Here is a 21,500-nt window from a genome sequence, read left to right on the forward strand (position 1 = left end):
GGTGTTTGAATTCGCCGCTATCAGGCGGCATGTAAGCTGAGCACCTGACGGCGGCGCCAGTGCTTTTCCATCAGTGGGATGCTGAATCCGTAGCACAACACCACAATCAGCGGCTGCAGCGTAAAGCTGTGCTCGGGCCAGAGCAAAAAAGCCACTGTGCACAGCAGGGTACGTACAATCGCGTGGACCACGGCAACTTTGCGGCCAGCTAACACTCCATACACCAGCCACATCAGCCCGCTTTGCACCGCCACTGCGAAGGGGAGCAGCAGGTAGTTTTCCCTGAACGCCACCAAGGTGATACTGAAAGTAAGAAAGCTCATCCCGACCGCAGCCAGAAAGACAGTCTCAAACCAATTAGGGTTCGCCTGCTTCTTAAAGGAGATGTTTTCGCCGGTAAAGCGGCTGATACCCATGGCAAGGTAGACTATGCTGCCGGTCAGGATAAAGGTTGCCATCACCAGCTGCGACTTAGGCAGTATAAAACTCAGACCGAACAGTACAGCCCAGACAAAGGTGCCCGATAGCGGCATTGCCAGGCCGCGCTGCTGCCGAAATGCCTGTAATTGCACATCCAGTGACTCAGAAACGGTTGAAGTCTGTTGCATGATCCTATCCTCCATCTGTTGATGGGATAAGTATCTGCCGCTTGCAGGGCTGAAGGCAGTGTGGGCTGTCAGCAGTTTCGGATGACATATGTCATTGGGGTGATTTAAATTCGATATCGAAAGTTTTCAAAAGTGTTGAAAACTTTCGTTTAAGCTGCTCTTATTGTCTGATGAGATAAAAGATGACCACAGCAAAGGCGCTTGCCCGCCTGCATTTGCTATTGATAACCTCCTGAATTAAATGGGTTGTATCGCAAAGGCACTGCTGAAAGTCACCGCCTTGCGACAGATAAGGACATGTATGGCAACCCTCACTCCCTACGCCTCTTTCGGGCTTTCATCGATTAAACCCAGGCAACTGGCATTAGCCGTGGCTTTGGTACTGGCACCCATAGGCACTACCGCCATTGCCGCCCCCGTGGGCAAGCTGGTTAACCTGAATGCCGAAGGCAGCAGTGTCAGCATCAATACCGACAGCGGCGCCCTGGTGCAGCTTGATGTGCTCAAGCCCACACTTATTCGCATTCAGGCGGGCGCCAGTGGCAAGCTTGTCGGCGAAGGCAGCAAAGCCGCATCCATAGTAATTAAAAACGATTACCCCGCGGTGCCCTTCACCTTAAGTGATGAAGGCGACTATCGGCTGCTGAATACAGGCGCGCTGGCACTGCGAATTTACGAAGCGCCACTGCGCTTTGCTCTATATCAGGCCGATAATCAAACCCTTATCACCGAGGAGCTGCAAAGCCTGGAGCTTGGGGAGGCCAGCACTGTGCAGACCCTGAGCACAGATGCCGACGAGCGCTTCTTCGGTGGCGGCCAGCAAAACGGCGCCTTCGAGTTCAAGGGCAAGAGCCTGGAGATCTCATACTCCGGCGGCTGGGAGGAGGGCGACAGACCCAGCCCGGCGCCTTTTTATCTGTCGAGTAAGGGTTATGGCGTGCTGCGCAACACCTGGGCCAACGGCAGCTATGACTTCAGAAGCAGCGACGCCCTGCGCCTCGGTCACGACGAGGGTCGTTTCGATGCCTTCTTCTTTGCCCCCGGCAGCATTCAGCAGGTGCTGGCCGACTACACAGAGCTAACCGGCCGCGCCAGGCTCATCCCGCGCTGGGCCTTTGAATACGGCGACGCCGACTGCTACAACGATGGCGACAACGTTAAAAAGCCCGGCACCGTGCCCGATGGCTGGAGCGATGGCCCCACGGGTACCACGCCGGATGTGATTGACTCTGTTGCCAAAAAATATCGCGAACACGATATGCCCGGCGGCTGGATATTACCGAACGACGGTTATGGCTGCGGCTATACCGACCTGCCCAAGGTGGTTGAAGGGCTTGCCAAATACGGCTTCAGAACCGGCCTTTGGACCGAAGATGGGGTAGATAAAATCGCCTGGGAAGTGGGTAAGGCCGGCACCCGGGCGCAAAAGCTCGATGTGGCCTGGACCGGTGAGGGTTATCAGCATGCGCTGGATGCCAACAAAGCCGCCGCCGATGGCATTCTGGATAATTCAGACTCGCGCCCCTTCCTCTGGACCGTGATGGGCTGGGCCGGCATGCAGCGCTACGCAGTAACCTGGACCGGCGATCAGTCCGGCAGCTGGGACTATATCCGCTGGCATATTCCCACCCTCATTGGCTCGGGTCTGTCCGGTCAGGCTTATGCCACCGGCGATGTGGACGCCATTTTTGGTGGCAGCCCGGAAACCTTTACCCGTGATTTGCAGTGGAAGGCCTTTACCCCGGTGCTGATGGGTATGTCCGGTTGGTCAAAAGCGGCGCGCAAGCACCCCTGGTGGTTCGATGAGCCCTATCGCAGCATCAACCGCGACTATTTGAAGCTGAAAATGCGCCTCACCCCCTACATGTACACCACGGCATTTGAAACCGAGCAAAGCGGCGCGCCCATAGTACGCGGCCTGATGTGGGACTACAGCGACGACCCCACCGCCAACACAGAGGCGCACAAGTATCAGTTTTTGCTGGGTAAAGACATGCTGGTGGCCCCCGTGTATCGCTCACAAACCGCCAGCAAAGGTTGGCGCGAAGACGTGTACCTGCCCAAAGGCCAATGGATTGACTACTGGGACGGCCGGGTGGTGGATGCCCCTGAAGGCGGCGCCAGCATCGATTATCAGGTGGATTTGAACACCATCCCGGTGTTTGTCCGTGCCGGTGCCATTATCCCCATGTACCCAGAGGCGCTGTACGATGGGCATAAACCCAAGGATGTGCTGACCCTGGATATTTACCCTTATGGCGAGTCTGAATACCTGATGTATGAAGACGATGGCAACACCCGTCGTTATCAGCAGGGCGAGTTTGCCCGCCAGCGCTTTGCGGTGAAGGCGCACGAGGGCAAGGCTGGTGACATTGAAGTCAGCATTGGCGCGGCAGAGGGCAAGTTCGATGGCCAGGATGAAGCGCGAGTCTATGAGCTGTGGCTGCATACCCGCGTAAAACCAGATGCTGTGCTGCTTGATGGTAAAAAGCTTAAAGCCCTCAAGGATGAAGCTGCCCTCGCCAAGGCCAAGAGTGGCTGGGCTTATTCGGATACCAGGTACGGCACTGTGCTGGTGAAAACCGAAAAAGTCTCGGTGCGTGAGGCGCTGGAGTTCAAGCTGGAAATTGATGAATCACAGCAGCTTGCTGCCACCGCAGGTTACGCACAGGCGCCCGAGCTTGGCAATGAAATCCCTGCCGACAGCCTGCTGGTGCTTGCCCGTCCCGCCGAAGAAGCAGGGCATCCGCTGGAAAATGCCTTCGATAACAATCCGGATACCTGGTTCAGAACCAAGCGGGATCAGGCACAAAAGACTGGAGCCCACGAGTTTACCCTGGCATTGGGCGAGCGCCGCTTTATTGCCGGGTTTGAAATCGCGCCCCGTAACGACAAGCACTGGGAGTATGGTCAGGTGGCCGACTACGAGGTTTACCTCGGTGAAAACAATGGCGAGTGGGGCGAGCCGGTGGCCAAGGGCAGGCTGGATAAATCCCAAACCATGCAGAAGGTGGAGTTTGTGCCCAAGCCCGGCAGCCTGCTGCGTTTCAGGGTACTGAGCACCCAGAATGAGCTTGGCAACGACCCCATGGTGACGGCGGCCAAGAGTCAGGGCGGCGCCTTCAATGCGCTGCTGCCAAAGAGCGTCACGCCAATCACCATCAGCGAGTTCAAGGTACTGACCGCGCCCGAGCCCAAAGCGCCCAGAACCCAGCAGTTCCTCGCCGAACTCACGCCGCAAAAGCTGGATAAGTCCGCTGGCAGCCGTGTGGCGTTAAACACTGCTATCGGTGGCAAACCCATGAGCATGAACGGCCTTAAGTTCAGCAAGGGGCTGGGGATGGCTGCCAACAGTAGGGTCGACTATCGTCTCGAAGGTAACTGGCAGCTGCTGCGGGCTGACCTTGGTATCGACGACAGCTGCAAAACCAAGGGTGGCATGCACTTTAAGATATTCGGTGATGGCAAGCTGATGTACGACTCGGGCCTGATTGAGGCGCCGGCGGTGGTCAAGCCAGAATTGGATATCCGCGGCGTTGAAACCCTGAGCCTGCAAACCGAAAGTACAGCCAAGGGTGTCTGCGGCAACTGGGCCAATGCCTCACTCATCGGCTGGCCCAAGGGTTAAAAACTCAAATCGAATCAAGCGCCCCGTTTTCGGGGCGCTTTTTTACACAGAGATCTGTTAATGAGCCTTGAGATGTTTGCCCCCTGGCTGGGGCTGGTGATACTCATTTGGATAAGCTTAGGGGTAATGTTTACCGGGTTTCGTTATTTGGGGTACAGCCACAGCAGACAGTTTTGCAGTGAATTGGGAGCCAGTGGTGCGCCCACCGAGCGCCTTTCACCGCGGATTAACAATTACCCTCTTGGGGTGATGTTTCTGGCTCTCGGAGCCTATTTGCTGCCAGCCGGTGTGGTCGGTGCCGTGTTAGGCGCTTTGGTGATAGTTCATGGCTTAGGCACCTGGGTTGCAGGCTATTTTCCCATGGACGCCGACCCGAAAACCCTTACCCCCAGCCGCGCCTGTAAAATCCATTCCTGGGCCGGTTTGCTGATGGTACTTTCCTTACTGCTTGCTCAGCTTATTGGGGTTGTCAGTGGCAGCTTCAGCCCCCTGTTCAGACTCATTTCATTGCTGTTACTGCTACTGACAGTGGTGTTTATGCTCGCCATGGCAAAGGCCTTCAGGCAACAAACCAAGCCGGGACTTTACCAGCGGCTCAGCTATGGCTGCCAATTGCTGTGGCTGGCGTATTTACCCTTCGAAATCCAATGATTGTGAAATATAAATAACCAATTAGCTTTAAATTAAGCTAATTGGTTATTTTGAAGGTTTCAAAGTGCTATGCCGGCCACTATATCTTCGAACAACTGCTCGTTGGCCATGAGCTTACTCATCATCAATGCCCCTTCCAACGTTGCCACCAGGCTGGCGCCACGAGCCACCGCATTGGGGTCATCTGCAAACAGATTTTGCTCCAGCCATCTCTGGTTAAGCTCGAAAAAGCGCCGGGTCTCCTGCTGAATGGCTTCCGGCAGCACATCGGATTCGCTGGCGAGCTGGCCGCAGAGGCACATCTTTCTGTCGGTGATCAGGGCTTGGCGAAACAAGTCTATATAGCCTTCCAGTCTCGCCCGGGGCTCTGGCTGGGTGTCGCTCAAGGCAGTTAGTTGCTGCATAAACCTGTCGGTATAGCGGCTGGCCACAGCCACCCCCAGGTCGGTCTTGGTGGGGAAATGGTAGTGGATGCTGGCGCTCTTAATCCCTATTTCTTTAGATATTTCCCTGAAACTAAAAGAATTATAACCACCGGCCCGTACCTGGGACTCGGCGGTATCCATAATCTTGTCTACGGTAGAAGCCGTCATATAGGTGCTCTGTCTGTGCTTTCGATTGCCGGGCAGAATAACACTTTTTTCTACCTACCGGAAGGTAGGTGTTGACAACCCTGATTCGGATCTCTAGAGTTGCACCTGAAACCTACCTATCGGTAGATAGACAAGTTAAACAGAGGAACGAATCATGACTAAATCAATTGCACTGATTGTTGGCGGCTCAAGCGGTATGGGTAAAGAAACTGCCAAGCGTATGCTACTTGCGGGTAACACAGCACTCATCCTGTCCCACGATCCCAAGACCCTGGCCGAAGCCAAAGCCGATCTACAGCAGCAGACAGGTGGTGAAGTAGAGACTGCACAGGTCGATCTGTACAACCAGCAGGCCGTTGCCAATTTCATCGCCCAGCTCGGTGAAGAAAAGCGTCATATCAAGTATCTGGTGAATGCGGCTGGCTTCTTTAAGCCCGTGACTTTCCTTGAGCACAGCCAGCGTGATTACGACTTGCAGCTCGACATTAACAAGTCGTTCTTCTTTATCACCCAGGCCGTTGCCAAAAACATGCAGCAGCACGGTGGTGGCGCCATAGTGAACATAGGTTCCATGTGGGCCCATCAGGCGGTGAAGGCGACACCTTCTTCGGCCTACTCGATGCAAAAGGCTGGCTTGCATGCCCTGACCAAAAACCTGGCGATGGAATTGGCCGAATACGGCATTCGTGTAAACGCCGTGGCTCCTGCGGTGGTGATGTCCACCATTTACAAGTCCTTTATCGCCGAAGATCAGATTAAGGATACCCTGGCTGGTTTTAACGACTTCCACCCAATTGGCCGCATCGGTAGCCCGGAAGATATCGCAGACTCCATCGAGTTCCTCTTGTCTGATAAGGCCGACTGGATCACTGGCACCATCCTGGATGTGGACGGTGGCGTTATGGCTGGCAGAAACTAAGGAGCAGCAGATGAGCGAACCACTGTTGAACGGCATAGATTTGGAGGCGCTGACCGCCTACACAGAGCAGGTCGCCGCGGTACCGGGTGACGCCGTCTCAAGTTACGGCATCGAGGCCCACTGGCGTGGAGGGGTGCACAGTGAAATTCGCACCCTTAACCAGCGCCTGGGTGATACCCTCATCGAAAAGGATTTTCGCTTTGATGTGGGTGAGCCGGAGCAGCTCCTGGGTGACAACCGTTATCCTACTCCCCAGGAATATCTGCTGGGAGGCATGGCGGGCTGCATGATGGTGGGATTTGTTGCCGGTGCGACCAGCAATGGCATCCGACTCGATGAGGTGAAGCTGACCATCACCGGCGATCTGGACTTGCGTGGCTTCCTCGGCGTAGACCCGCAGGCGCCGATAGGATTTGCCGAGCTGAAGTTTAACTTTCAGGTGAAGGGCAGCGGCACCCAGGCCCAGTACGATGAGATTGTGGCCTCTGTACAGCAGTACTCGCCGAACTATCGCACCATTGCCGATGCGGTAAAGGTGACGGCAGTCTCCCTGTAACACGACCTTGATATGCAGTTTGGCGGGGGATTACCGCCCGCCGGCTGCCAACGCCGAGAGGTGATTAGCATGTTAAATATGGATTTCGCCAAGCGGGTTGTAATAGACACCGCCCAGCAACCCTGGCTGCCCAGCCCGCTGGCGGGCATTGAGCGTAAACCCCTCGCCAGAGAGGGCGCAGAGTCAGGCCATGCCACCAGTCTGGTGCGTTACGCGCCGGGGGCTCGTTTTGCTCGCCACAGCCATCCAAGGGGCGAAGAGATACTGGTGCTCGAAGGGGTCTTCAGCGATGAAACCGGCGACTATGGCCCGGGCACTTATATTCGCAATCCACCGGGCAGCAGCCATGCGCCTTTCAGCGAGCAGGGCTGTATATTGTTTGTGAAACTGGCTCAGTTTGCCCAAGGTGATGATGTAAGCGTGAGACTGGATACCAGCAAGGCCGAGTGGCTGCCCGGTCACGGCGGTCTTAAGGTGATGCCGCTGCACAGTTTTGAGGTCGAGCATACGGCGCTGGTGCTCTGGCCTGCGGGCGAAGTGTTTGTCCCCCATCGTCACTTCGGCGGTGAAGAGATTCTGGTGCTCAGGGGTACATTCAAGGATGAATACGGCAGTTACCCGGCCTTGAGTTGGATCCGCAGCCCCCATATGAGCCAGCATCACCCCTTCGTGGATGAGGAAACCCTTATCCTGGTAAAAACGGGGCATTTACCTCTGGCATAGCAGACTCGTCCTTGGCGCCATGAAATGCCGTTATCTGGAATAACGGCTAACCAAATAGCTTTAAGATTGGCTTATTGTTTAGCTTAGAGCGCCAAAAGCATCAGAACACGTAGCCGAAGTACCAGACACCCAACACCATGGCCAACAGGACTGCCACCCCAATCAGGGTATTGTAGGGGCCTTGCATCTGCGCGCTCAGATGGGGATGCTCAACCAGATAATTCTGTATTAAATCATTGGCTTCTTTCAGGCCAATGCCTCGACTGGCGCGAAGCATCTTGATGGCGTCGATTTTTCGGCCCTGATGCAGGGCATCGAGCACGTTGGACTCATGGATGTGATTCACGGGTGGCTCCTTATGATTCCGTTCATTGGGAGTGGTTTGTACTCTGCTTCCGGCTGCCTTTCTGTTCGATGTCGCAACAAAAAGGGGTGCCAGCGGCTTCGCCAAGCATAGCAGTAACCGGGCAGCCATCGAGCCTGCCCAGGCAGAAAGGCACCTTTGTCTGACCCGGTGCGGCAGTCAGGTTGGCCAGGGTGTTTGTATCCTCAGCGCCGGATGCCGCGTGGCATCAACGGGGCAGTCGGCGTAAGTCCCGATAATCAAAGGACACCCTGTGCACCCGATCCATCCCCAGCAGTCTGAGCCTTGGGGTAATGGCCATTTTGGCCACCATGCCCGGGTCGCCAAACAGGAACAGCCGTTGCCAGCGACTCACACGGATTTTCTGCGCCAGAACCTCGGTGGCTTCCCGCAATTGGATCCGCTTATGGTCGATACGGTCACAATCGCCCTGATTGGAAATCAGCCCCTGATAATAAAAGCGCCGCTCCCGCAGCATCAGTTCCAGCAGCGGCTTGTGCAGGTATAAATCCTCGCGGCTGCGGCCCCAGTGGTACAAATAAATATCCGCTTCGTGGCCACGGGCCAGAGCCTCTTCCACCATGGCCACGGCCGCACCAATGCCGGTATCGAAGGCGAAAATCAGCAGTTCATCCTGGCCATAGGCACTGCGATAACGGCAGCGTCCCCAGGGTTCGGTCAGCTGGATCTCATCGCCGGGGCTGAGGATTTCATGTAGCCAGCTGCTGAACAGGCCATTGGGTTTACGGCGAATGTGCAGCGAAAACGAATTGGCATCGTCGCCCGAGGCAATGGCATAGCTGCGGCTCACCCCGGCCGGGTTGCGAATCGACACGCACTGGCCCGGCTGAAAGGCATAGCCCGGCGGCGCGGCAAACACAAAGCGACTGACATCATCGTTCAGCGAGTGACGCCGCACCAGTCTGGCCCGGTACAGCTGCTGTTCGATATTGCTGACCAGATGCATATTGGCACGCGCCGGACAATTACAGGCCAGCACCATGCCCTGTTGTTTCAGGGTGGGTGGCAGGCCAATTTGTCCTGCTGGGGGCAGCGGACCATCCAGATGTTTGAGTAAGCATGCCTGGCAGTTGCCCGGGGTGCATGAATGGCCCATCTCATGGCCGTGACGTATCAGCGCATCCAGTACCGTTTCGCCGGGGAGGGCATAAACGGGCTGCTCGTCGAGATAAAACAGGGTCAGAGTTTGAGTCATGATGCCTTGCTTCAGAGATTGCCGTACGCCCTACGTTGTATTTTTTGCTCAGTGAAATCAAATGAAACTTTATGTTGGTTTTATTGATTTTTATGGCTTCATGTACTATGCAAATTCATTTTTCATTTATTTCATCGCGTTAACTGCGCTTCCAGGCAAAAGTTTGTTGGATGCTGTGTGTGGTCTTATCAGTGGTATCGACGCTATCGACATGGGTTTGGGCTTACAAATTGCCTTCAGGCGAGATACCTGGGCACACCGTGAAGCCGCTGTGACCTGTGCGTGACCCTTCCGTGATCTTTTAAGGGCAATCTTCCAAATGCAGGGTGTTTAGGTCGTCGCCCTTTCTGACCAACCTGGGAGAACATCTTATGAATAGCAAACTGATTGTCGCCGGCCTGATGCTGTGTACTGCCGCCGGAAGCGCCTTCGCCGAAGGCCGTGGAAACGGCAAACCTCTGGGCACCATTTATGTGTCAGGACAAGGGCTTTACTACGATACCTTTGCCACCACGCCACTGCCATTTAGGCCCAACGCCCGATATCAACAGCTGGATCCGGCTGCCCCTATGGGCCCTACCACAGCATATGGCCCGGGTGACAACGGCTATGTGGGCGGCCGCTGGTGGATAGATACCAACGGCGATGGCGTGATGGACGACATGGATACCTATTTCTCCTGCCCCTTGCTGGGCCCGGGGCGTGAAACGCCCTGAAACCCTCAATCCAGCCCCGCAAGGGGCTTTTTTGTAAGTATCACAACCGCTGATGCCCAAGATATACCTGCATCTGCGGCTGGCGCTCATTGAGTGCCTTCAGCGCCAGCAGGCTTTGGCGGTTCAGCGGCTGGTTTTGGGTGAAATCACCCGGTTCTACCCCATGCTGCCAACCCCAGGCCGTATGGCTGGTGTCACCCACAATCAATACCGGGCCATTCCGGGTATTGAGCACATAGGCGCTGCTGCCTTCGGTGTGGCCGGGTACCTTGAGGGCAAACACGCTGGCATCGCCAAATATGTCTATTACCCCTTGCTCATCGAAACGCCATTCATTCAGCGCTGGCCTGCCAGCCAGCAGGGTATCGGCCACCTTGCGGGTAAAGAGGTTGAGTACCCCATGGCTGTGGGCTTCCTGCGTGCCGGTGTAGATGGGAATATCTTTGGCAAGTTCCGGCAGGCCGCTGATATGGTCCAGATGCAGATGGGTCAGCAATATTCCTGCAATGGGCGCACCTGCGGCCAGTTCACCGCTGCTGCGACGCAGCTTGAGTTTTTCAAAGCCAAAGGCGCTGTGCAGCAGCGAGCCCACGCCAAAGTCGGCAGGGTTGTCCAGCAACGCCTTAGCCACGCCGGTGTCGATAAAAAAGCGGCCATGGGTTGGATGGATAAATTCATACAGATACACCTCTATGGGCTCGTCTTTGTCGACCAGACCTGCTGCTTTGGCCTCATCGCTGTTTAAGTTCAGCAGGCCGCTGAGTGGCACCTGCCAGTCGGCGCTCACCTGCATTGTGAAGGCGATATTACCGGGCGATTCGAGGCTGGCTTCCATGGCGGCCATCGACACGGGCTTGCCCAGACTGGCCGGCTGGCTGGGGTGGCTCGTTTGGCGGGTGTCCCAGTTCATCGCCAGCAGAATAACCGCCAGCAATGTGCCGGCGAGCAGTAACAGGCGTGGCAGGCTGAGTTTGTTCATCTTGGTTCCTTCATCATTTGTCGCGTCAGTTGAGTGCTTGGTGAGCTTTTAGGTATGCTTTCATGAATGGGTGTGAGCCACAATTGGCTAATTTTTGATGTGTGTATTCATTTTTGAATAGCAATTGTCTGAATAAGGGATGCGATGAACAGCAAACTCAACTGGGAAGATATTCGTCTGTTTGTGGCGGTGGCGGAACTTGGCAGTTTCAGCGCGGCTGCGCGCCATTTGGGGCTGGGCCAGCCCACCCTGAGCCGCCGCATTGCCGAGCTTGAAGGACAGTTGGGCGAGCCACTGTTTGTGCGAAAGCCACAGGGCTGTGAATTGGCGCCCGCAGGAGAGCGTCTGTTACCGGCTGCGGCGCAAATGGCTCAGTGGGCGCGGGATGCGGAGGTCAGTCTGGCCCGTCCCGCTGAGCGGGTTGCAGGCAAGGTGCGGGTGACGGCGCCGCCCGGTATTGCGCTGACCCTGCTGACCCAGTTTGCCAGCCAGATAAAGGCGCGCTTCCCGGCACTGACGCTGGAAGTGCTGTCTACCACCACGACCCTGGATTTGTCCCGCGGGGAGGCGGATATTGCCCTGCGCACCCATGAGGTGATTGAGCCTGGGCTGATGACTCTGGGCAAGCTTCGCAGCAAGCCTGGGCTTTATGCCAGCGCCGACTATGCGGCGTCGCTGTCTGCGGCGGCGACAATCGGCGATCTGGATTTGATTTGCTGGAGTGACGATCAAGGTCATTTTCAGGTTAACCGCGAGCTCAATCGCATGGTGCCTGGCTTCAAGCCGGTGTTCAGCAGCGATGATTTCAACGTGCAGCTGGCGGCCTGTGTGCAGGGCCTTGGTGCCATGGTGCTGTTCGACGGCATTATGGGCCATCCGATGCTCAAGTCTCTGGTGTTGTTGCCGGTGCCGCTGGACAGGGAATACCTGGGCGAGGTGTTTATTCAGGTGCATCGCCGCCTGTATGGGTTGCCAAGGATTATGGCAGTGCTGGCAGCATTGGATGACTTTGGTCGAAGTATTGGCGAATACCAGGGCGTAGATGAATTGCTGGCAGCTGACTAAGCCCAGCGTCTTTGACCAAGCCCAGCGTCTTTGACTAAGCCCGGTGCCTTATCAGTGAGTTAGCCGCAAGCAGCTGCCTGGCACTCCTGCGCCGCAGAAGTCTGGTAAGCCATGCCTTAGCACCCGGCAGGCTGCAACTCATGCTTTTGAACTACACTTTTCAGACGTCCCTGTTTCAAGGTCGCGTCGCCATGAACAAAACCGAGCTGAATGTAATGGATGTTGGCTCCACCCTTGCCGAGTCCATGCGGGTGAAGGATCTTGAACTGCTGCAAACCGTCATTGAAGACAACGAAACCCCGCTGCAGTCCATGTCTGAGCTGTTGGCCAAGCTGTGTGGTATGCCCATCAGCGGTGTGAGTCTGGTCGACTCCAATACCGTGTGGATCAAGGCACACCACGGCATTGAGGCGGAAAGTCTGCCACGGCAGGGGGCATTTTGCGGTGCTGCCATCGATGCCCACGATGACCTGTTTGTGGTGGAAAATGCCAGTGAAGATCCGCGGTTTTGTCACAATCCGCTGGTGAGTCAGGCGCCCTCTATTCGCTTCTATGCAGCCTACGCCTTTCAGGGCGGGCGTGGCTTTCCGGTCGGAACCCTGTGGATGATGGATACCCAGCCGCACCGAATGGACGAAGAAAAACAGGCCATTCTCAAGTGCCTTGGCGCCTACCTGGATCAGTCCATTCAGAACATGTACCGCTGCCCCGTGACCGGGCTGCCAAACCGTAAAAGCTTTTTGCGCCGCACCCAGGCGCTGCTGAATGAGTCACAGCAAAAAGTCAGTACCGCCTTTATCCATGTGCATCGGATGCGGCATCTTGCCAGCGCTTATGGGCTGGATTTTCGTGATGCCGTTATCCGACATATCTCTTCAAGGCTCAGCCAATGGTGCAAGGGTGGCGTGCTGGCGCATTTTGGCGCCGGTAACTTTGCCTATGCCTGGGCCGGCAGTTACCAAAAGGCCGACCTGCGCCAGATATTGCACGCCATTGAGGCGCCGGTGACCGAGGGTGGGGTGACGATTTCGGTCAATGTGAGCGTGGGTATTGCCAGCGCCGAACCTGATTTTGCCTGCGCCGCCGCCCTGACCGAACTGGCTGAGTTGGCGGCCTCGGAAAAACAGCGTCTTGGGCTGTCGAACATCCATTATCAGGATGGTGTGGCCAACCACAGGTTGTCGAAAGATCTGCAGGCCTGCCTGCATGCCGACAGCGCCGAAAATCATTTTGCTCCCTATTATCAGCCGCAGGTGGATATGGCCTCGGGCGGCATCTTTGGCTTTGAAGCACTGCTGCGCTGGCATAACCCGGAGCACAGCGATACCCCGGTGTGGCAGGTGCTGACCCAGATTGAAGCCATGGGCAAAACTCCGGCGCTGGATTTGTTGATGTTTGAGAAGGTGTGTCGTGACCTCAGCCACTGGCAACGTCAGGGGATGACGTTGCCGAAGATGTCGGTCAATATCTCCCGCACCACCTTGCAGACAGAGTCGCTGGACGTGAAATTGTTCGAGCTGGCAACAAGGTACGGCCTGAAAACCGCCGACTTCACCCTGGAGATCACCGAAAGCGGCGTGCCCCTGGATGACAGCGTGCTCAGTCAGCGCATCGAGCGTTTACAGGAGATTGGTTTTCATATCGCGGTGGATGATTTTGGCACCGGCATGTCCAATATCGGCACCCTGAAAACCATTGCCTGCAACCTGCTGAAGGTGGACCGCCAATTTGTGCATGGGGTGGCCGGTAATCCACATATCGCCGCGCTGCTGAGGCTGATTAAGGGCACCGCCGATTCCATGGGCGTGGCGCTGCTGGTGGAAGGGGTGGAGAGTCAGGATGATCTCGATTGGTTGCTGTCTTCGGGTATCTATCTGATCCAGGGTTGGTATTTTGCTAAGGCGCTGGAAGGGCGTCACATTGAAGCCCTGCTCAGGCAAGCGCCAACGCCCGCCGCTTCGCAGTCGATGCAGGCGCGCGCCGAAGGCTTGAGGTGCTTTTTGAAAAAATGGCAAAGCTGAGGTTGTCATCTGTGTCTGCCGGGGTATGATGCTGTCAGGGTCTGCAGTTCACCCAGGCATCGCCGCAGCGCAAGCTGAGCTAAACCTGCCCTCTTATCATATTGGTACCGACACATTCGCGTGCCCCGTTGGAAGCCGGCGATCACTGACACCCCAAGGCGGGCGCGCCTGTGCGAGGTACAGTCATGAAACACCCAATGCCTTTTATGGCCGCCGATATCTCGGCTTTGGCCAAATCCCTGCGTAAGCAACTGATGGCCTGTGAGCAGTTCCCAACCCATGTGGAAATGTTAAACCTGCTTGCCCGCGCCAATGGTTATCAAAATTTTCAACAGTTTAAAGCCGAGCAGGACAATTCAACATTGCCCGTTACCGAACCCGATCCCTTTGCGGTCACGGCGGCGCCGGCAAGCCAAAGCCAGTTGGATGTCGCCATTCCTGCCAAACTCAGGCCCTTTATGGATGAAGCCTATGTGCTGCGCCAATGGCCGACGCGGTTTGCGCTGCAACAACAAAGCCTGTGGTTTTTCTGGTGTCGTTTCCGCTATGGGGTTGAATACACAGAGGCCGAAGTAAACGCCTTACTCAAACCTTTCATCTGCTTTGGTGATCACCCTCTAATCCGCCGGGAGCTGGTGAATAAATCGCTGCTGGGCCGCACCATGGATGGCGGTCGCTACTGGCGGCAAAGCGCGATTCCGCCCCAGGGGTTTGAAGCGCTTGCCGACGTATGGTGACAAAATGCCGGGCCCCGGGGTGATTTCGGGGCTTTTCTGTTGCAGCAGATGCAAGTAGCATGATTTTTAACCCAATAATACCTTTGGGATTTAACAGGATGTTCCGGCGCTGTGTCGGCACGCTCAAGGAATTGCTCGATGACGATTATGCAGAAGGTGTACTGGTTGGTGGCGGTAGTGGGGAACGCGCTGGCCATTTGGCTTGTAAGCCAGCACCCGGGTGTTATTGCCTGGATTTTGCTCGCGTTAACCGCGACTTACACCCTGATAGGTTTTTACGACCTGTTTTTCTCCCGCCACAGTCTTAACCGCCTGTATCCGGTGGTGGCCTATATCCGCTATGGGCTGGAGTCGTTTCGGGTGGAGATCCAGCAGTACTTTATTGCCAGCGATACCGAAGAAAAGCCCTTTAATCGCGAGGAGCGTTCACTGGTTTATCAGCGCTCCAAGGGCGTGCGTGACACCATCGCCTTTGGCACCCAGCGGGATCTGCTGTCGGAAAACTACTTGAGTCTGTGGCACTCTCTCAGCCCCTGTGAAGTGAAAGAGGACAGCAAGCGGGTCAGCTTTGGCGGCGATGATTGCACCCAGCCCTACAGCGCCTCGCGGCTGAATATTTCCGCCATGAGCTTTGGTTCGCTGTCGTCCAATGCCATTCAGGCGCTCAACTTGGGCGCCAAAAAAGGCGGCTTTTGGCATAACACCGGCGAAGGCGGGGTGAGTGACCATCACCTTGAGCACGGTGGCGATCTGGTGTGGCAGATAGGCTCGGGCCTGTTTGGTTGTCGCACCCACGAAGGGGAGTTTGATGCCGAGGCCTTTGCCCGACAGGCAAAGCTACCCCAGGTCAGGATGATTGAAATCAAGCTGTCTCAGGGGGCCAAGCCCGGGCATGGCGGCGTGCTGCCCAAGGCCAAGATCACCGATGAAATCGCGCGGATCCGGCTGATCCCACAGGACAGAGACTGTGTGTCACCTGCGGTGCACCCTAAATGTGCAACGCCCAAAGCGCTGCTTGGGTTTGTGAAAGAGCTGAGGCAATTGTCCGGTGGCAAACCGGTTGGCTTTAAGCTGTGTATCGGTAATCCGGCGGAGTTTCTGGCTATCGGCAAAGCCATGCTGGAAACCGGCATCTTGCCTGACTTTATCACAGTCGATGGCGCCGAAGGCGGCACGGGGGCGGCGCCGGTAGAGTTCACCAACCGCATGGGTATGGCGTGCCTCGAAGGGGTATATTTCGTCAATAACGCCCTGATAGGCTTGGGGCTCAGAGACAAAATTCGCGTTATTGCCTCGGGTAAAACCGCCTCGGCATTCGATTTGCTGTCCAAGTTGGCACTGGGTGCCGATACCGTCAACGCCGCCCGCACCATGATGCTGGCGCTGGGCTGCATTCAGTCGCGCCACTGTAACACCAATATGTGTCCCACGGGCATTGCCACCCAGGATCCGGTGCGGGGTAAAGCCGTGGACGTGGAAGTGAAAAGCGAACGGGTGAAGAATTTTCATCACAACACCTTGCATGCTTTCTATGAATTACTCGGTGGTATGGGGCTTGATAGTCCCAATAAGCTGGTGCCACAGATGATTAAAAGGCGTACACCCTATGGTTTGCTGATGTCGGCTGGCAGCATGGTGAAGCCCTTATCCCATGCCGAGCTGGTGGAAGAGCGGGCCACCGGCGTGTGGCAACATTGGTGGCAGTCGGCAAGCAGCGAAGGCTTTTTCGTGTATGACGATCTGATGCTGACACCGGCGGAGCTGAGCACTGCCCACTGATATTTCCTGCTGTTCAGTGTCTTTACGAAGCCGCCAGTGGGCGGCTTTTTCATGGCCAGCGCTGTGATTCCAACAAGGTCATGCAGCACAAGCCATCAGCTGCAGCTGTACCCGGATATCCGCAGCCCTGCTTTCTTGCATGGCTACTGCTGGTCTGCTTTTTTACTTGGCTCCTATGAGCTTGGTTTTTTGCATGGCGGCCGTTGGTCCGGTTGCTTGTATGGCAGTAAGGCTGATTCAATCAAAAGTCGCAGCCGGTTTCGGCTTGCTGATTTTTCTGTGATTTCTGAGCCTTACTAATCCTGCCTTAACTCATCCTACCAGTACGGCGTACCGCTTTGTTATGGGTGGCCGTGTCGTAAAACAATAAAATGACATCGCTGTCATTTTGCTTGGGCCGATAGCCTGTTCTTGAACTGACTTATCAGTGATTTGTGCTGTTTTCCCTGTGTATTCCCAGTGTGTTTTTTTATCGCTCGCAGGCGCGCTGCAGGGCCGTTTGGGCGCTGATTTGGCTTGTTATAGCCAAAAGAAATAATCGAGGCGATTAACGTATGGATGGGAAATAACAAAACCGTACATTTGAGCTGCAAATACAACATTTGCAACACAAAAATAATGACAACAGAAGGAATCACGATGAAGTTAAATCGACTCATCATCAGCATCTCGTTGGCTATGGCAGGGACTGCCCAGGCCAACCCGGATCAGTGGCAATACCCGCTGTTTGGCGGCGACCCCTTTACCCCACAGCAGTGGCACCTGAAGAATACCGGACAGGATGGCTACTCGCCGCTGACCGGTGTCGCCGGTGAAGACCTGGATGTGGACTTTGCCCATGCCATGGGGATCAAGGGCCGTGGCATTACCGTCGCGGTAATCGACTCAGGGGTTGAGATCGATCATGAAGACCTGCGCGCCAACGTGGTGCCTGGCTCAATCAACCTGCTGGATGGCTCGGGTTACCCTACCGACGGCCATGGTCACGGTACTGCCGTGGCGGGCATTATTGCGGCGGTGGAAGGCAATGGCCTGGGTGGCCGCGGCGTAGCCCCCCTTGCTAACCTGATTGGCTTTAACTATCTGGATGCCCAGAGCGAGCAGAGCTGGTTTTTATCCCACGGCCGCACTGCCGAAAACGGCAAGCGCGAGCTGAACCGCTTTACCGACGCCCGCATCTATAACCAGAGTTATGGCTCAACCCTGCTTAAGCCATTCCCCTATGACTACGACGCCAATCCTTCGCTGCTGGCCAAAGACAGCGCCATGGCCGACGTAACCAACGACAGTCAGCGTGGTCAGGGCTCTTTGTTTGTGAAGTCCGCAGGTAACAGCTACGGCACCTACCGCTTGGGTGCCTGGCTTATCCTGCCACGTGAAGACGGCCTGTATTACAACAACCATGGGTTACCGTTCCACAGCGCCAACCTGTCCCACGAGAACATCAACTACTGGAACATGGTGGTGTCGGCCACCAACGCCGAAGGTAAGCGCTCGTCTTACTCGTCTGTGGGTTCCAACGTCTGGGTCGCCGCGCCGGGCGGTGAATATGGCACAGATGCGCCAGCCATAGTCACCACAGATATTCAGGGCTGCGACAAAGGCATGAACCGCGCCGGCGCGTCGAGCAACCGTCTCAATGGTGGCAGCGAGCTTGACCCTGTGTGCAACTACACCGCCACCATGAACGGCACTTCCTCTGCGGCGCCAAATGCCTCGGGCGCTGCCGCTGTGGTGATGTCGGCCAACCACGCCCTGGATGCACGCACCGTGCGTCATGTATTGGCGCAAACTGCCCGTCAGAACGATGCCGATATCGCGCCCATCATGCTGAGCTTCACCCAGGCCGATGGCACTGTGGCGAGCTACGATGCCCTGCCTGGCTGGCAACGCAATGCCGCAGGTTATTCTTTCCATAACTTCTATGGTTTCGGTTCGGTGGATGTGGATGCCGCCGTGTGGAAGGTGCTGTTCGGTGGGGTACAAAACCTGCCTGAGCAAGTCGTTACTCCATGGAGCCATGTGGCTGCCAATGCTCAGATCCCCGATGCGACCCTTGAGGGCGTAACCAGCGAGCTGAACCTGGAACAAGCGCTCACCGTGGAAGCGGTGCAGGTGAAACTCAATATTGACCACAGTCGTCTGCGCGATCTGGCGATTGAGCTGGTGTCACCTTCCGGCACCCGCAGCGTTCTGATGAATCCGCGCGTGGGCTTTATTGGAGAAAATATTGAAGATGGCGTGCTGCTCAGCAACCACTTCTATGGCGAACAGGCCGCCGGGGTCTGGACTCTGCGGGTGAGGGATACCGATGCGGGCACCAGTGAAACTGTGGCCTTCAACACCCAAACCCGTCAGCTGCTGAAGCTGAATACAGTCAACAACGCCGAGCCAGGCGTGGTGCGTGACTGGTCACTGCGTATTTTCGGCCACTGAGGAAAGAGCCTATGAAACATATGATGATCCTGTGCGCCGGTTTGTTTGCCGGTAGTGTATTGGCGGCGGACGATCTGCCAACGGTGTCTGAGCTGGCCCATGCCGAACTGGCTGCGGTGCCGGCAGAGGCGGCTTTTGGTATCAGCGTCAACGGCGAGCGCTTTTTGAAGGTAGGTAACGCCGGAGTGCTGTTCAGTGGCGAGCAGCTGCTGGATGAAACCGGATTTAAGTCGTTCCAGGCCAGCGGTGAGCTGGTGGTGCGTCTTGACGGTGCCTCGGCCGAGGGCCTGGCGGCCAACTTTGGTGTGTCCGTGCTGAACACTTACGGCAAGTTTGCTGTGGTCAAAGCGCCGGCCAGCGCTGAGCTGCTGGCTTTGGCAGCGGCCATTGATGCAGATGCCGGAGTAGCATCAGTGAGCGTGCATCTGGTTGACCTGACCACCAAAGGCCAATAAGCCGTTACAGACCCATTCAGGGATAACAAAGCCGGGCAGGTGCCCGGCTTTTTTGTTTATGGATTTACGCAAGCTCAGTTGCTGCGATACACGGGGTACTTGAGGTATTCGGCGTCGTAGTAGGGGCTGCGCTCGTAAAACCAGCGCAAACGTGCTGCCGGGTCTGCGGCAAAGGTTTCATCCTTCAACGCCTCGTTAAAGGCCTTTTTCAGCGCCGGATCTTTGGCCAGCATCTCGGCGGCCATGGGTTCTACTGCGTATTGCTCCATATACTCGGTGCGGGTAAAGATGGGATTGAACAGGCCCCATTGCAGCAGGGAGTCCGGTGACTGAGGCTCCAGCAGCAAAATGGCCAGATCCCCAAGTGCCTGTTCAGTGCTGACCTTTACCGTGCCAGCCGGCAGCGTGGTTTCAACGGTACTTAGCACAGTGTCCGCCTTCACCCGCTGACGACCTTCGTAGTCTTTGGCGCCAAATTCGGGATTGCTGAAGCTGTAACGGCCAAGCTTGAGTTTGGTGGCTTTTTGCAGGCGCTCGAAGCGAATCCCATGCAGCGCCAGCTTGTCGATGGCTTCCTGCCACTGGGGCAGAATGTAATAGGCCTCGGGTCGGCTGACACTGATGTCCGGCGCCGTGTTGCCAATCACCGGCAGCTGCTCGTAGGTGACAGGCTCGCCATTCCAGCGCACCACATCGGCGCCGGAAATAGGGCTCTTTTCAACGCTGTAACCAATGCCCTTGAAGTCCCAGCCGCTGGCCTGGGTTTCTTCCTTCCAGCTAAGGGTAACCTGCGCTGGGTAACGGAAGCTGTCTTCCATGATGGCGGTTTTCAGGGCTGTGGCCTGTTGGCCCACGGTTTTCAGGGTTTGCTCCAGCATCACATAGGTGCCCAGCACCCGCTGCTTGTAGGGCTTGAGGCTGTGGTTTTCTATCAGGATGGTGGGCAGGTGGCGGGCATCGCCGTAGCCGTTGGAGAAGCGTGGCGAGGCGTTCCACAGCGACATACCTTTGCGGATGTCGGCATTGTCCAGCGCAAACACCAGCGGGCCGGGCACATGACCGGCAGCGCTCAGGGCAGCTTCAACGGCGGGACGATAACTGCCATCGAGCCAGGCAAAACTGGCGGGGCTCAGGCCCTGTTTGAGGTTATAACCAAAGGTCACATCGTATTGGTAGTCGATGCCGTCGGTCACATGCACATCGATGTAGAGGCTGGGATTCCAGCTGTTGATGGCCGCCAGCATGAGTTGCATTTCTTTGGTGTCGGCCTTGGCGTAGTCGCGGTTAAGGTTCAGGTTGCGGGCGTTGGTGCGCCAGCCCATGGTCACCGGGCCGCGTTGGTTTACCCGGTTGTACTTGCTGGCTCTTTCATGGGCATCCACGCTGAAAATAGGCACAAACAACAGGTTCGCCGACTCCAGCAGTTCGCTCTTGCCGCCGTGTTCTATATCCCGCAGCAGCATCATGCCGGCATCTTTGCCATCGATTTCACCGGAGTGGATCCCTGCCTGCACCAGCACGCTGGGTTTACCGGTGCCCGCCAGTGCATCCGGCGTCGCCAGGCCTTCTTTGCTGGCAACAATCATCCAGATATCCCGCCCCTGTGGACTCTTGCCCAGGCTCACCTTGGACAGATATTTGCTGTGGCTCACCAGCTTGTCGAGCCAGGCCATGGTGGTTTGATAATCCGGGCTTTTTATCCCGCCACTTTGCTCAAACGGGGTGGCCCAGCTTTGCTTTGGGTCTTGCAGCAGCGACTCACTGGCTCCCTGCCATGGCTGAATTGGGGGCAGAATAGGGTCGTTGACGAAGGTGGTATTTTTCACGGCGCCGCCGAGGGCTGGCATGGCGGCGGTGAGGGCGATGCCAAGCAGGGCAAGGCGGGATTTGGTGAGGGAAAGCTGCATGCTGGGGCCTTTTGCGGCGTTGAAAATCAAAGGCCTATCTTTTCGCAATTACCGCCAGTACGCAAGGGGGAAACCGGCCACACCAGGGGCCTTGGTGACGGCAACTACACTGCCAAAGGCGATGTTTCTTAAAAGAGTATTAAGTGT

20 protein-coding genes are annotated in these 21,500 nt (G+C 56.3%); 13 read left to right on the forward strand and 7 right to left on the reverse strand.

Annotation, left to right across the window (positions count from 1 at the left end; genetic code table 11):
- Positions 1-20: 20 nt before the first annotated feature.
- Entirely contained in the window at positions 21-608 is a 588-nt protein-coding gene (locus STH12_RS19020; RefSeq protein WP_126169016.1) for a DUF7010 family protein, read from the reverse strand.
- Positions 609-909: 301 nt separating this feature from the next.
- Between STH12_RS19020 and STH12_RS19025 the strand changes: the two genes are divergently transcribed.
- Together STH12_RS19025 and STH12_RS19030 are read left to right on the forward strand one after the other, a co-directional pair.
- Positions 910-4,236 (forward strand): NPCBM/NEW2 domain-containing protein, encoded by a 3,327-nt coding sequence (locus tag STH12_RS19025; protein ID WP_126169017.1) that lies wholly within the window; start codon positions 910-912, stop codon positions 4,234-4,236.
- A 60-nt stretch (positions 4,237-4,296) separates the two neighbouring features.
- Positions 4,297-4,887 (forward strand): DUF998 domain-containing protein, encoded by a 591-nt coding sequence (locus STH12_RS19030; protein WP_174234573.1) that lies wholly within the window; start codon positions 4,297-4,299, stop codon positions 4,885-4,887.
- Positions 4,888-4,946: 59 nt separating this feature from the next.
- Here STH12_RS19030 and STH12_RS19035 read toward each other — a convergent pair whose 3' ends face one another.
- A complete protein-coding gene (locus tag STH12_RS19035) occupies positions 4,947-5,480 on the reverse strand; it encodes a TetR/AcrR family transcriptional regulator (protein ID WP_126169018.1) in 534 nt (177 codons plus the stop codon).
- Positions 5,481-5,634: 154 nt separating this feature from the next.
- On the opposite strand from STH12_RS19035, the gene STH12_RS19040 reads away from it, so the two are divergent.
- From STH12_RS19040 to STH12_RS19050, 3 genes are all read left to right on the forward strand, one after another.
- On the forward strand, positions 5,635-6,399 hold the full coding sequence (locus tag STH12_RS19040) for an SDR family NAD(P)-dependent oxidoreductase (RefSeq protein ID WP_126169019.1): 765 nt from the start codon (positions 5,635-5,637) through the stop codon (positions 6,397-6,399).
- Between the two features lie 10 nt (positions 6,400-6,409).
- Complete coding sequence (locus STH12_RS19045) at positions 6,410-6,955, forward strand: OsmC family protein (RefSeq protein WP_126169020.1); 546 nt, start codon at positions 6,410-6,412, stop codon at positions 6,953-6,955.
- Positions 6,956-7,024: 69 nt separating this feature from the next.
- Positions 7,025-7,678, forward strand: a complete 654-nt coding sequence (locus tag STH12_RS19050) for a cupin domain-containing protein (RefSeq protein WP_126169021.1) — start codon at positions 7,025-7,027, stop codon at positions 7,676-7,678.
- A 100-nt stretch (positions 7,679-7,778) separates the two neighbouring features.
- Here the strand turns inward: STH12_RS19050 and STH12_RS19055 are convergent, their stop codons facing one another.
- Together STH12_RS19055 and STH12_RS19060 are read right to left on the reverse strand one after the other, a co-directional pair.
- Complete coding sequence (locus STH12_RS19055) at positions 7,779-8,024, reverse strand: 50S ribosomal protein L7/L12 (protein ID WP_126169022.1); 246 nt, start codon at positions 8,022-8,024, stop codon at positions 7,779-7,781.
- Between the two features lie 226 nt (positions 8,025-8,250).
- Positions 8,251-9,258, reverse strand: coding sequence for a 2Fe-2S iron-sulfur cluster binding domain-containing protein (locus STH12_RS19060; RefSeq protein WP_126169023.1), 1,008 nt, complete (start codon positions 9,256-9,258; stop codon positions 8,251-8,253).
- A 61-nt stretch (positions 9,259-9,319) separates the two neighbouring features.
- On the opposite strand from STH12_RS19060, the gene STH12_RS19065 reads away from it, so the two are divergent.
- Positions 9,320-9,544, forward strand: coding sequence for a hypothetical protein (locus STH12_RS19065; RefSeq protein ID WP_126169024.1), 225 nt, complete (start codon positions 9,320-9,322; stop codon positions 9,542-9,544).
- A gap of 85 nt (positions 9,545-9,629) precedes the next feature.
- Complete coding sequence (locus STH12_RS19070) at positions 9,630-9,974, forward strand: hypothetical protein (protein ID WP_126169025.1); 345 nt, start codon at positions 9,630-9,632, stop codon at positions 9,972-9,974.
- Between the two features lie 40 nt (positions 9,975-10,014).
- Here the strand turns inward: STH12_RS19070 and STH12_RS19075 are convergent, their stop codons facing one another.
- Positions 10,015-10,953, reverse strand: coding sequence for an MBL fold metallo-hydrolase (locus tag STH12_RS19075; RefSeq protein WP_126169026.1), 939 nt, complete (start codon positions 10,951-10,953; stop codon positions 10,015-10,017).
- Between the two features lie 144 nt (positions 10,954-11,097).
- On the opposite strand from STH12_RS19075, the gene STH12_RS19080 reads away from it, so the two are divergent.
- The 4 genes from STH12_RS19080 to STH12_RS19095 all read left to right on the forward strand — a co-directional run bounded on the left by STH12_RS19080 (position 11,098) and on the right by STH12_RS19095 (position 16,555).
- The gene (locus tag STH12_RS19080; protein ID WP_126169027.1) at positions 11,098-12,018 is read left to right on the forward strand and encodes a LysR family transcriptional regulator; all 921 of its coding nucleotides are present in this window, start codon (positions 11,098-11,100) and stop codon (positions 12,016-12,018) included.
- Positions 12,019-12,209: 191 nt separating this feature from the next.
- Positions 12,210-14,039, forward strand: a complete 1,830-nt coding sequence (locus STH12_RS19085) for a sensor domain-containing diguanylate cyclase (protein WP_164551256.1) — start codon at positions 12,210-12,212, stop codon at positions 14,037-14,039.
- A 185-nt stretch (positions 14,040-14,224) separates the two neighbouring features.
- The gene (locus STH12_RS19090; protein ID WP_126169029.1) at positions 14,225-14,776 is read left to right on the forward strand and encodes a DUF2087 domain-containing protein; all 552 of its coding nucleotides are present in this window, start codon (positions 14,225-14,227) and stop codon (positions 14,774-14,776) included.
- Between the two features lie 138 nt (positions 14,777-14,914).
- Positions 14,915-16,555, forward strand: coding sequence for an FMN-binding glutamate synthase family protein (locus STH12_RS19095; protein ID WP_126169030.1), 1,641 nt, complete (start codon positions 14,915-14,917; stop codon positions 16,553-16,555).
- Positions 16,556-16,938: 383 nt separating this feature from the next.
- Here the strand turns inward: STH12_RS19095 and STH12_RS19100 are convergent, their stop codons facing one another.
- Positions 16,939-17,217, reverse strand: a complete 279-nt coding sequence (locus STH12_RS19100; protein ID WP_126169031.1) for a hypothetical protein — start codon at positions 17,215-17,217, stop codon at positions 16,939-16,941.
- On the opposite strand from STH12_RS19100, the gene STH12_RS19105 reads away from it, so the two are divergent.
- Positions 17,195-18,991, forward strand: coding sequence for a S8 family peptidase (locus STH12_RS19105; RefSeq protein ID WP_126169032.1), 1,797 nt, complete (start codon positions 17,195-17,197; stop codon positions 18,989-18,991). The genes STH12_RS19100 and STH12_RS19105 overlap by 23 nt on opposite strands.
- A gap of 11 nt (positions 18,992-19,002) precedes the next feature.
- Positions 19,003-19,446: a hypothetical protein gene (locus STH12_RS19110; RefSeq protein WP_126169033.1), complete on the forward strand. Its 444-nt coding sequence runs from the start codon at positions 19,003-19,005 to the stop codon at positions 19,444-19,446.
- Positions 19,447-19,520: 74 nt separating this feature from the next.
- On the opposite strand, the gene STH12_RS19115 is transcribed toward STH12_RS19110, so the two are convergent.
- The gene (locus STH12_RS19115; RefSeq protein WP_126169034.1) at positions 19,521-21,353 is read right to left on the reverse strand and encodes a M14 family metallopeptidase; all 1,833 of its coding nucleotides are present in this window, start codon (positions 21,351-21,353) and stop codon (positions 19,521-19,523) included.
- Between the last annotated feature and the right edge of the window lie 147 nt (positions 21,354-21,500).

The sequence above is a fragment of the Shewanella khirikhana genome, from assembly GCF_003957745.1.
GTDB classification, from domain to species: Bacteria; Pseudomonadota; Gammaproteobacteria; order Enterobacterales; family Shewanellaceae; genus Shewanella; species Shewanella khirikhana.

Coding starts and splice junctions, on each gene's coding strand:
- STH12_RS19020 (WP_126169016.1), bottom strand. CDS start 608: ATGCAACAGACTTCAACCGTTTCTGAGTCACTGGATGTGCAATTACAG.
- STH12_RS19025 (WP_126169017.1), top strand. CDS start 910: ATGGCAACCCTCACTCCCTACGCCTCTTTCGGGCTTTCATCGATTAAA.
- STH12_RS19030 (WP_174234573.1), top strand. CDS start 4,297: ATGAGCCTTGAGATGTTTGCCCCCTGGCTGGGGCTGGTGATACTCATT.
- STH12_RS19035 (WP_126169018.1), bottom strand. CDS start 5,480: ATGACGGCTTCTACCGTAGACAAGATTATGGATACCGCCGAGTCCCAG.
- STH12_RS19040 (WP_126169019.1), top strand. CDS start 5,635: ATGACTAAATCAATTGCACTGATTGTTGGCGGCTCAAGCGGTATGGGT.
- STH12_RS19045 (WP_126169020.1), top strand. CDS start 6,410: ATGAGCGAACCACTGTTGAACGGCATAGATTTGGAGGCGCTGACCGCC.
- STH12_RS19050 (WP_126169021.1), top strand. CDS start 7,025: ATGTTAAATATGGATTTCGCCAAGCGGGTTGTAATAGACACCGCCCAG.
- STH12_RS19060 (WP_126169023.1), bottom strand. CDS start 9,258: ATGACTCAAACTCTGACCCTGTTTTATCTCGACGAGCAGCCCGTTTAT.
- STH12_RS19065 (WP_126169024.1), top strand. CDS start 9,320: ATGAAACTTTATGTTGGTTTTATTGATTTTTATGGCTTCATGTACTAT.
- STH12_RS19070 (WP_126169025.1), top strand. CDS start 9,630: ATGAATAGCAAACTGATTGTCGCCGGCCTGATGCTGTGTACTGCCGCC.
- STH12_RS19075 (WP_126169026.1), bottom strand. CDS start 10,953: ATGAACAAACTCAGCCTGCCACGCCTGTTACTGCTCGCCGGCACATTG.
- STH12_RS19080 (WP_126169027.1), top strand. CDS start 11,098: ATGAACAGCAAACTCAACTGGGAAGATATTCGTCTGTTTGTGGCGGTG.
- STH12_RS19085 (WP_164551256.1), top strand. CDS start 12,210: ATGAACAAAACCGAGCTGAATGTAATGGATGTTGGCTCCACCCTTGCC.
- STH12_RS19090 (WP_126169029.1), top strand. CDS start 14,225: ATGAAACACCCAATGCCTTTTATGGCCGCCGATATCTCGGCTTTGGCC.
- STH12_RS19095 (WP_126169030.1), top strand. CDS start 14,915: ATGACGATTATGCAGAAGGTGTACTGGTTGGTGGCGGTAGTGGGGAAC.
- STH12_RS19105 (WP_126169032.1), top strand. CDS start 17,195: ATGAAGTTAAATCGACTCATCATCAGCATCTCGTTGGCTATGGCAGGG.
- STH12_RS19100 (WP_126169031.1), bottom strand. CDS start 17,217: ATGATGAGTCGATTTAACTTCATCGTGATTCCTTCTGTTGTCATTATT.
- STH12_RS19110 (WP_126169033.1), top strand. CDS start 19,003: ATGAAACATATGATGATCCTGTGCGCCGGTTTGTTTGCCGGTAGTGTA.
- STH12_RS19115 (WP_126169034.1), bottom strand. CDS start 21,353: ATGCAGCTTTCCCTCACCAAATCCCGCCTTGCCCTGCTTGGCATCGCC.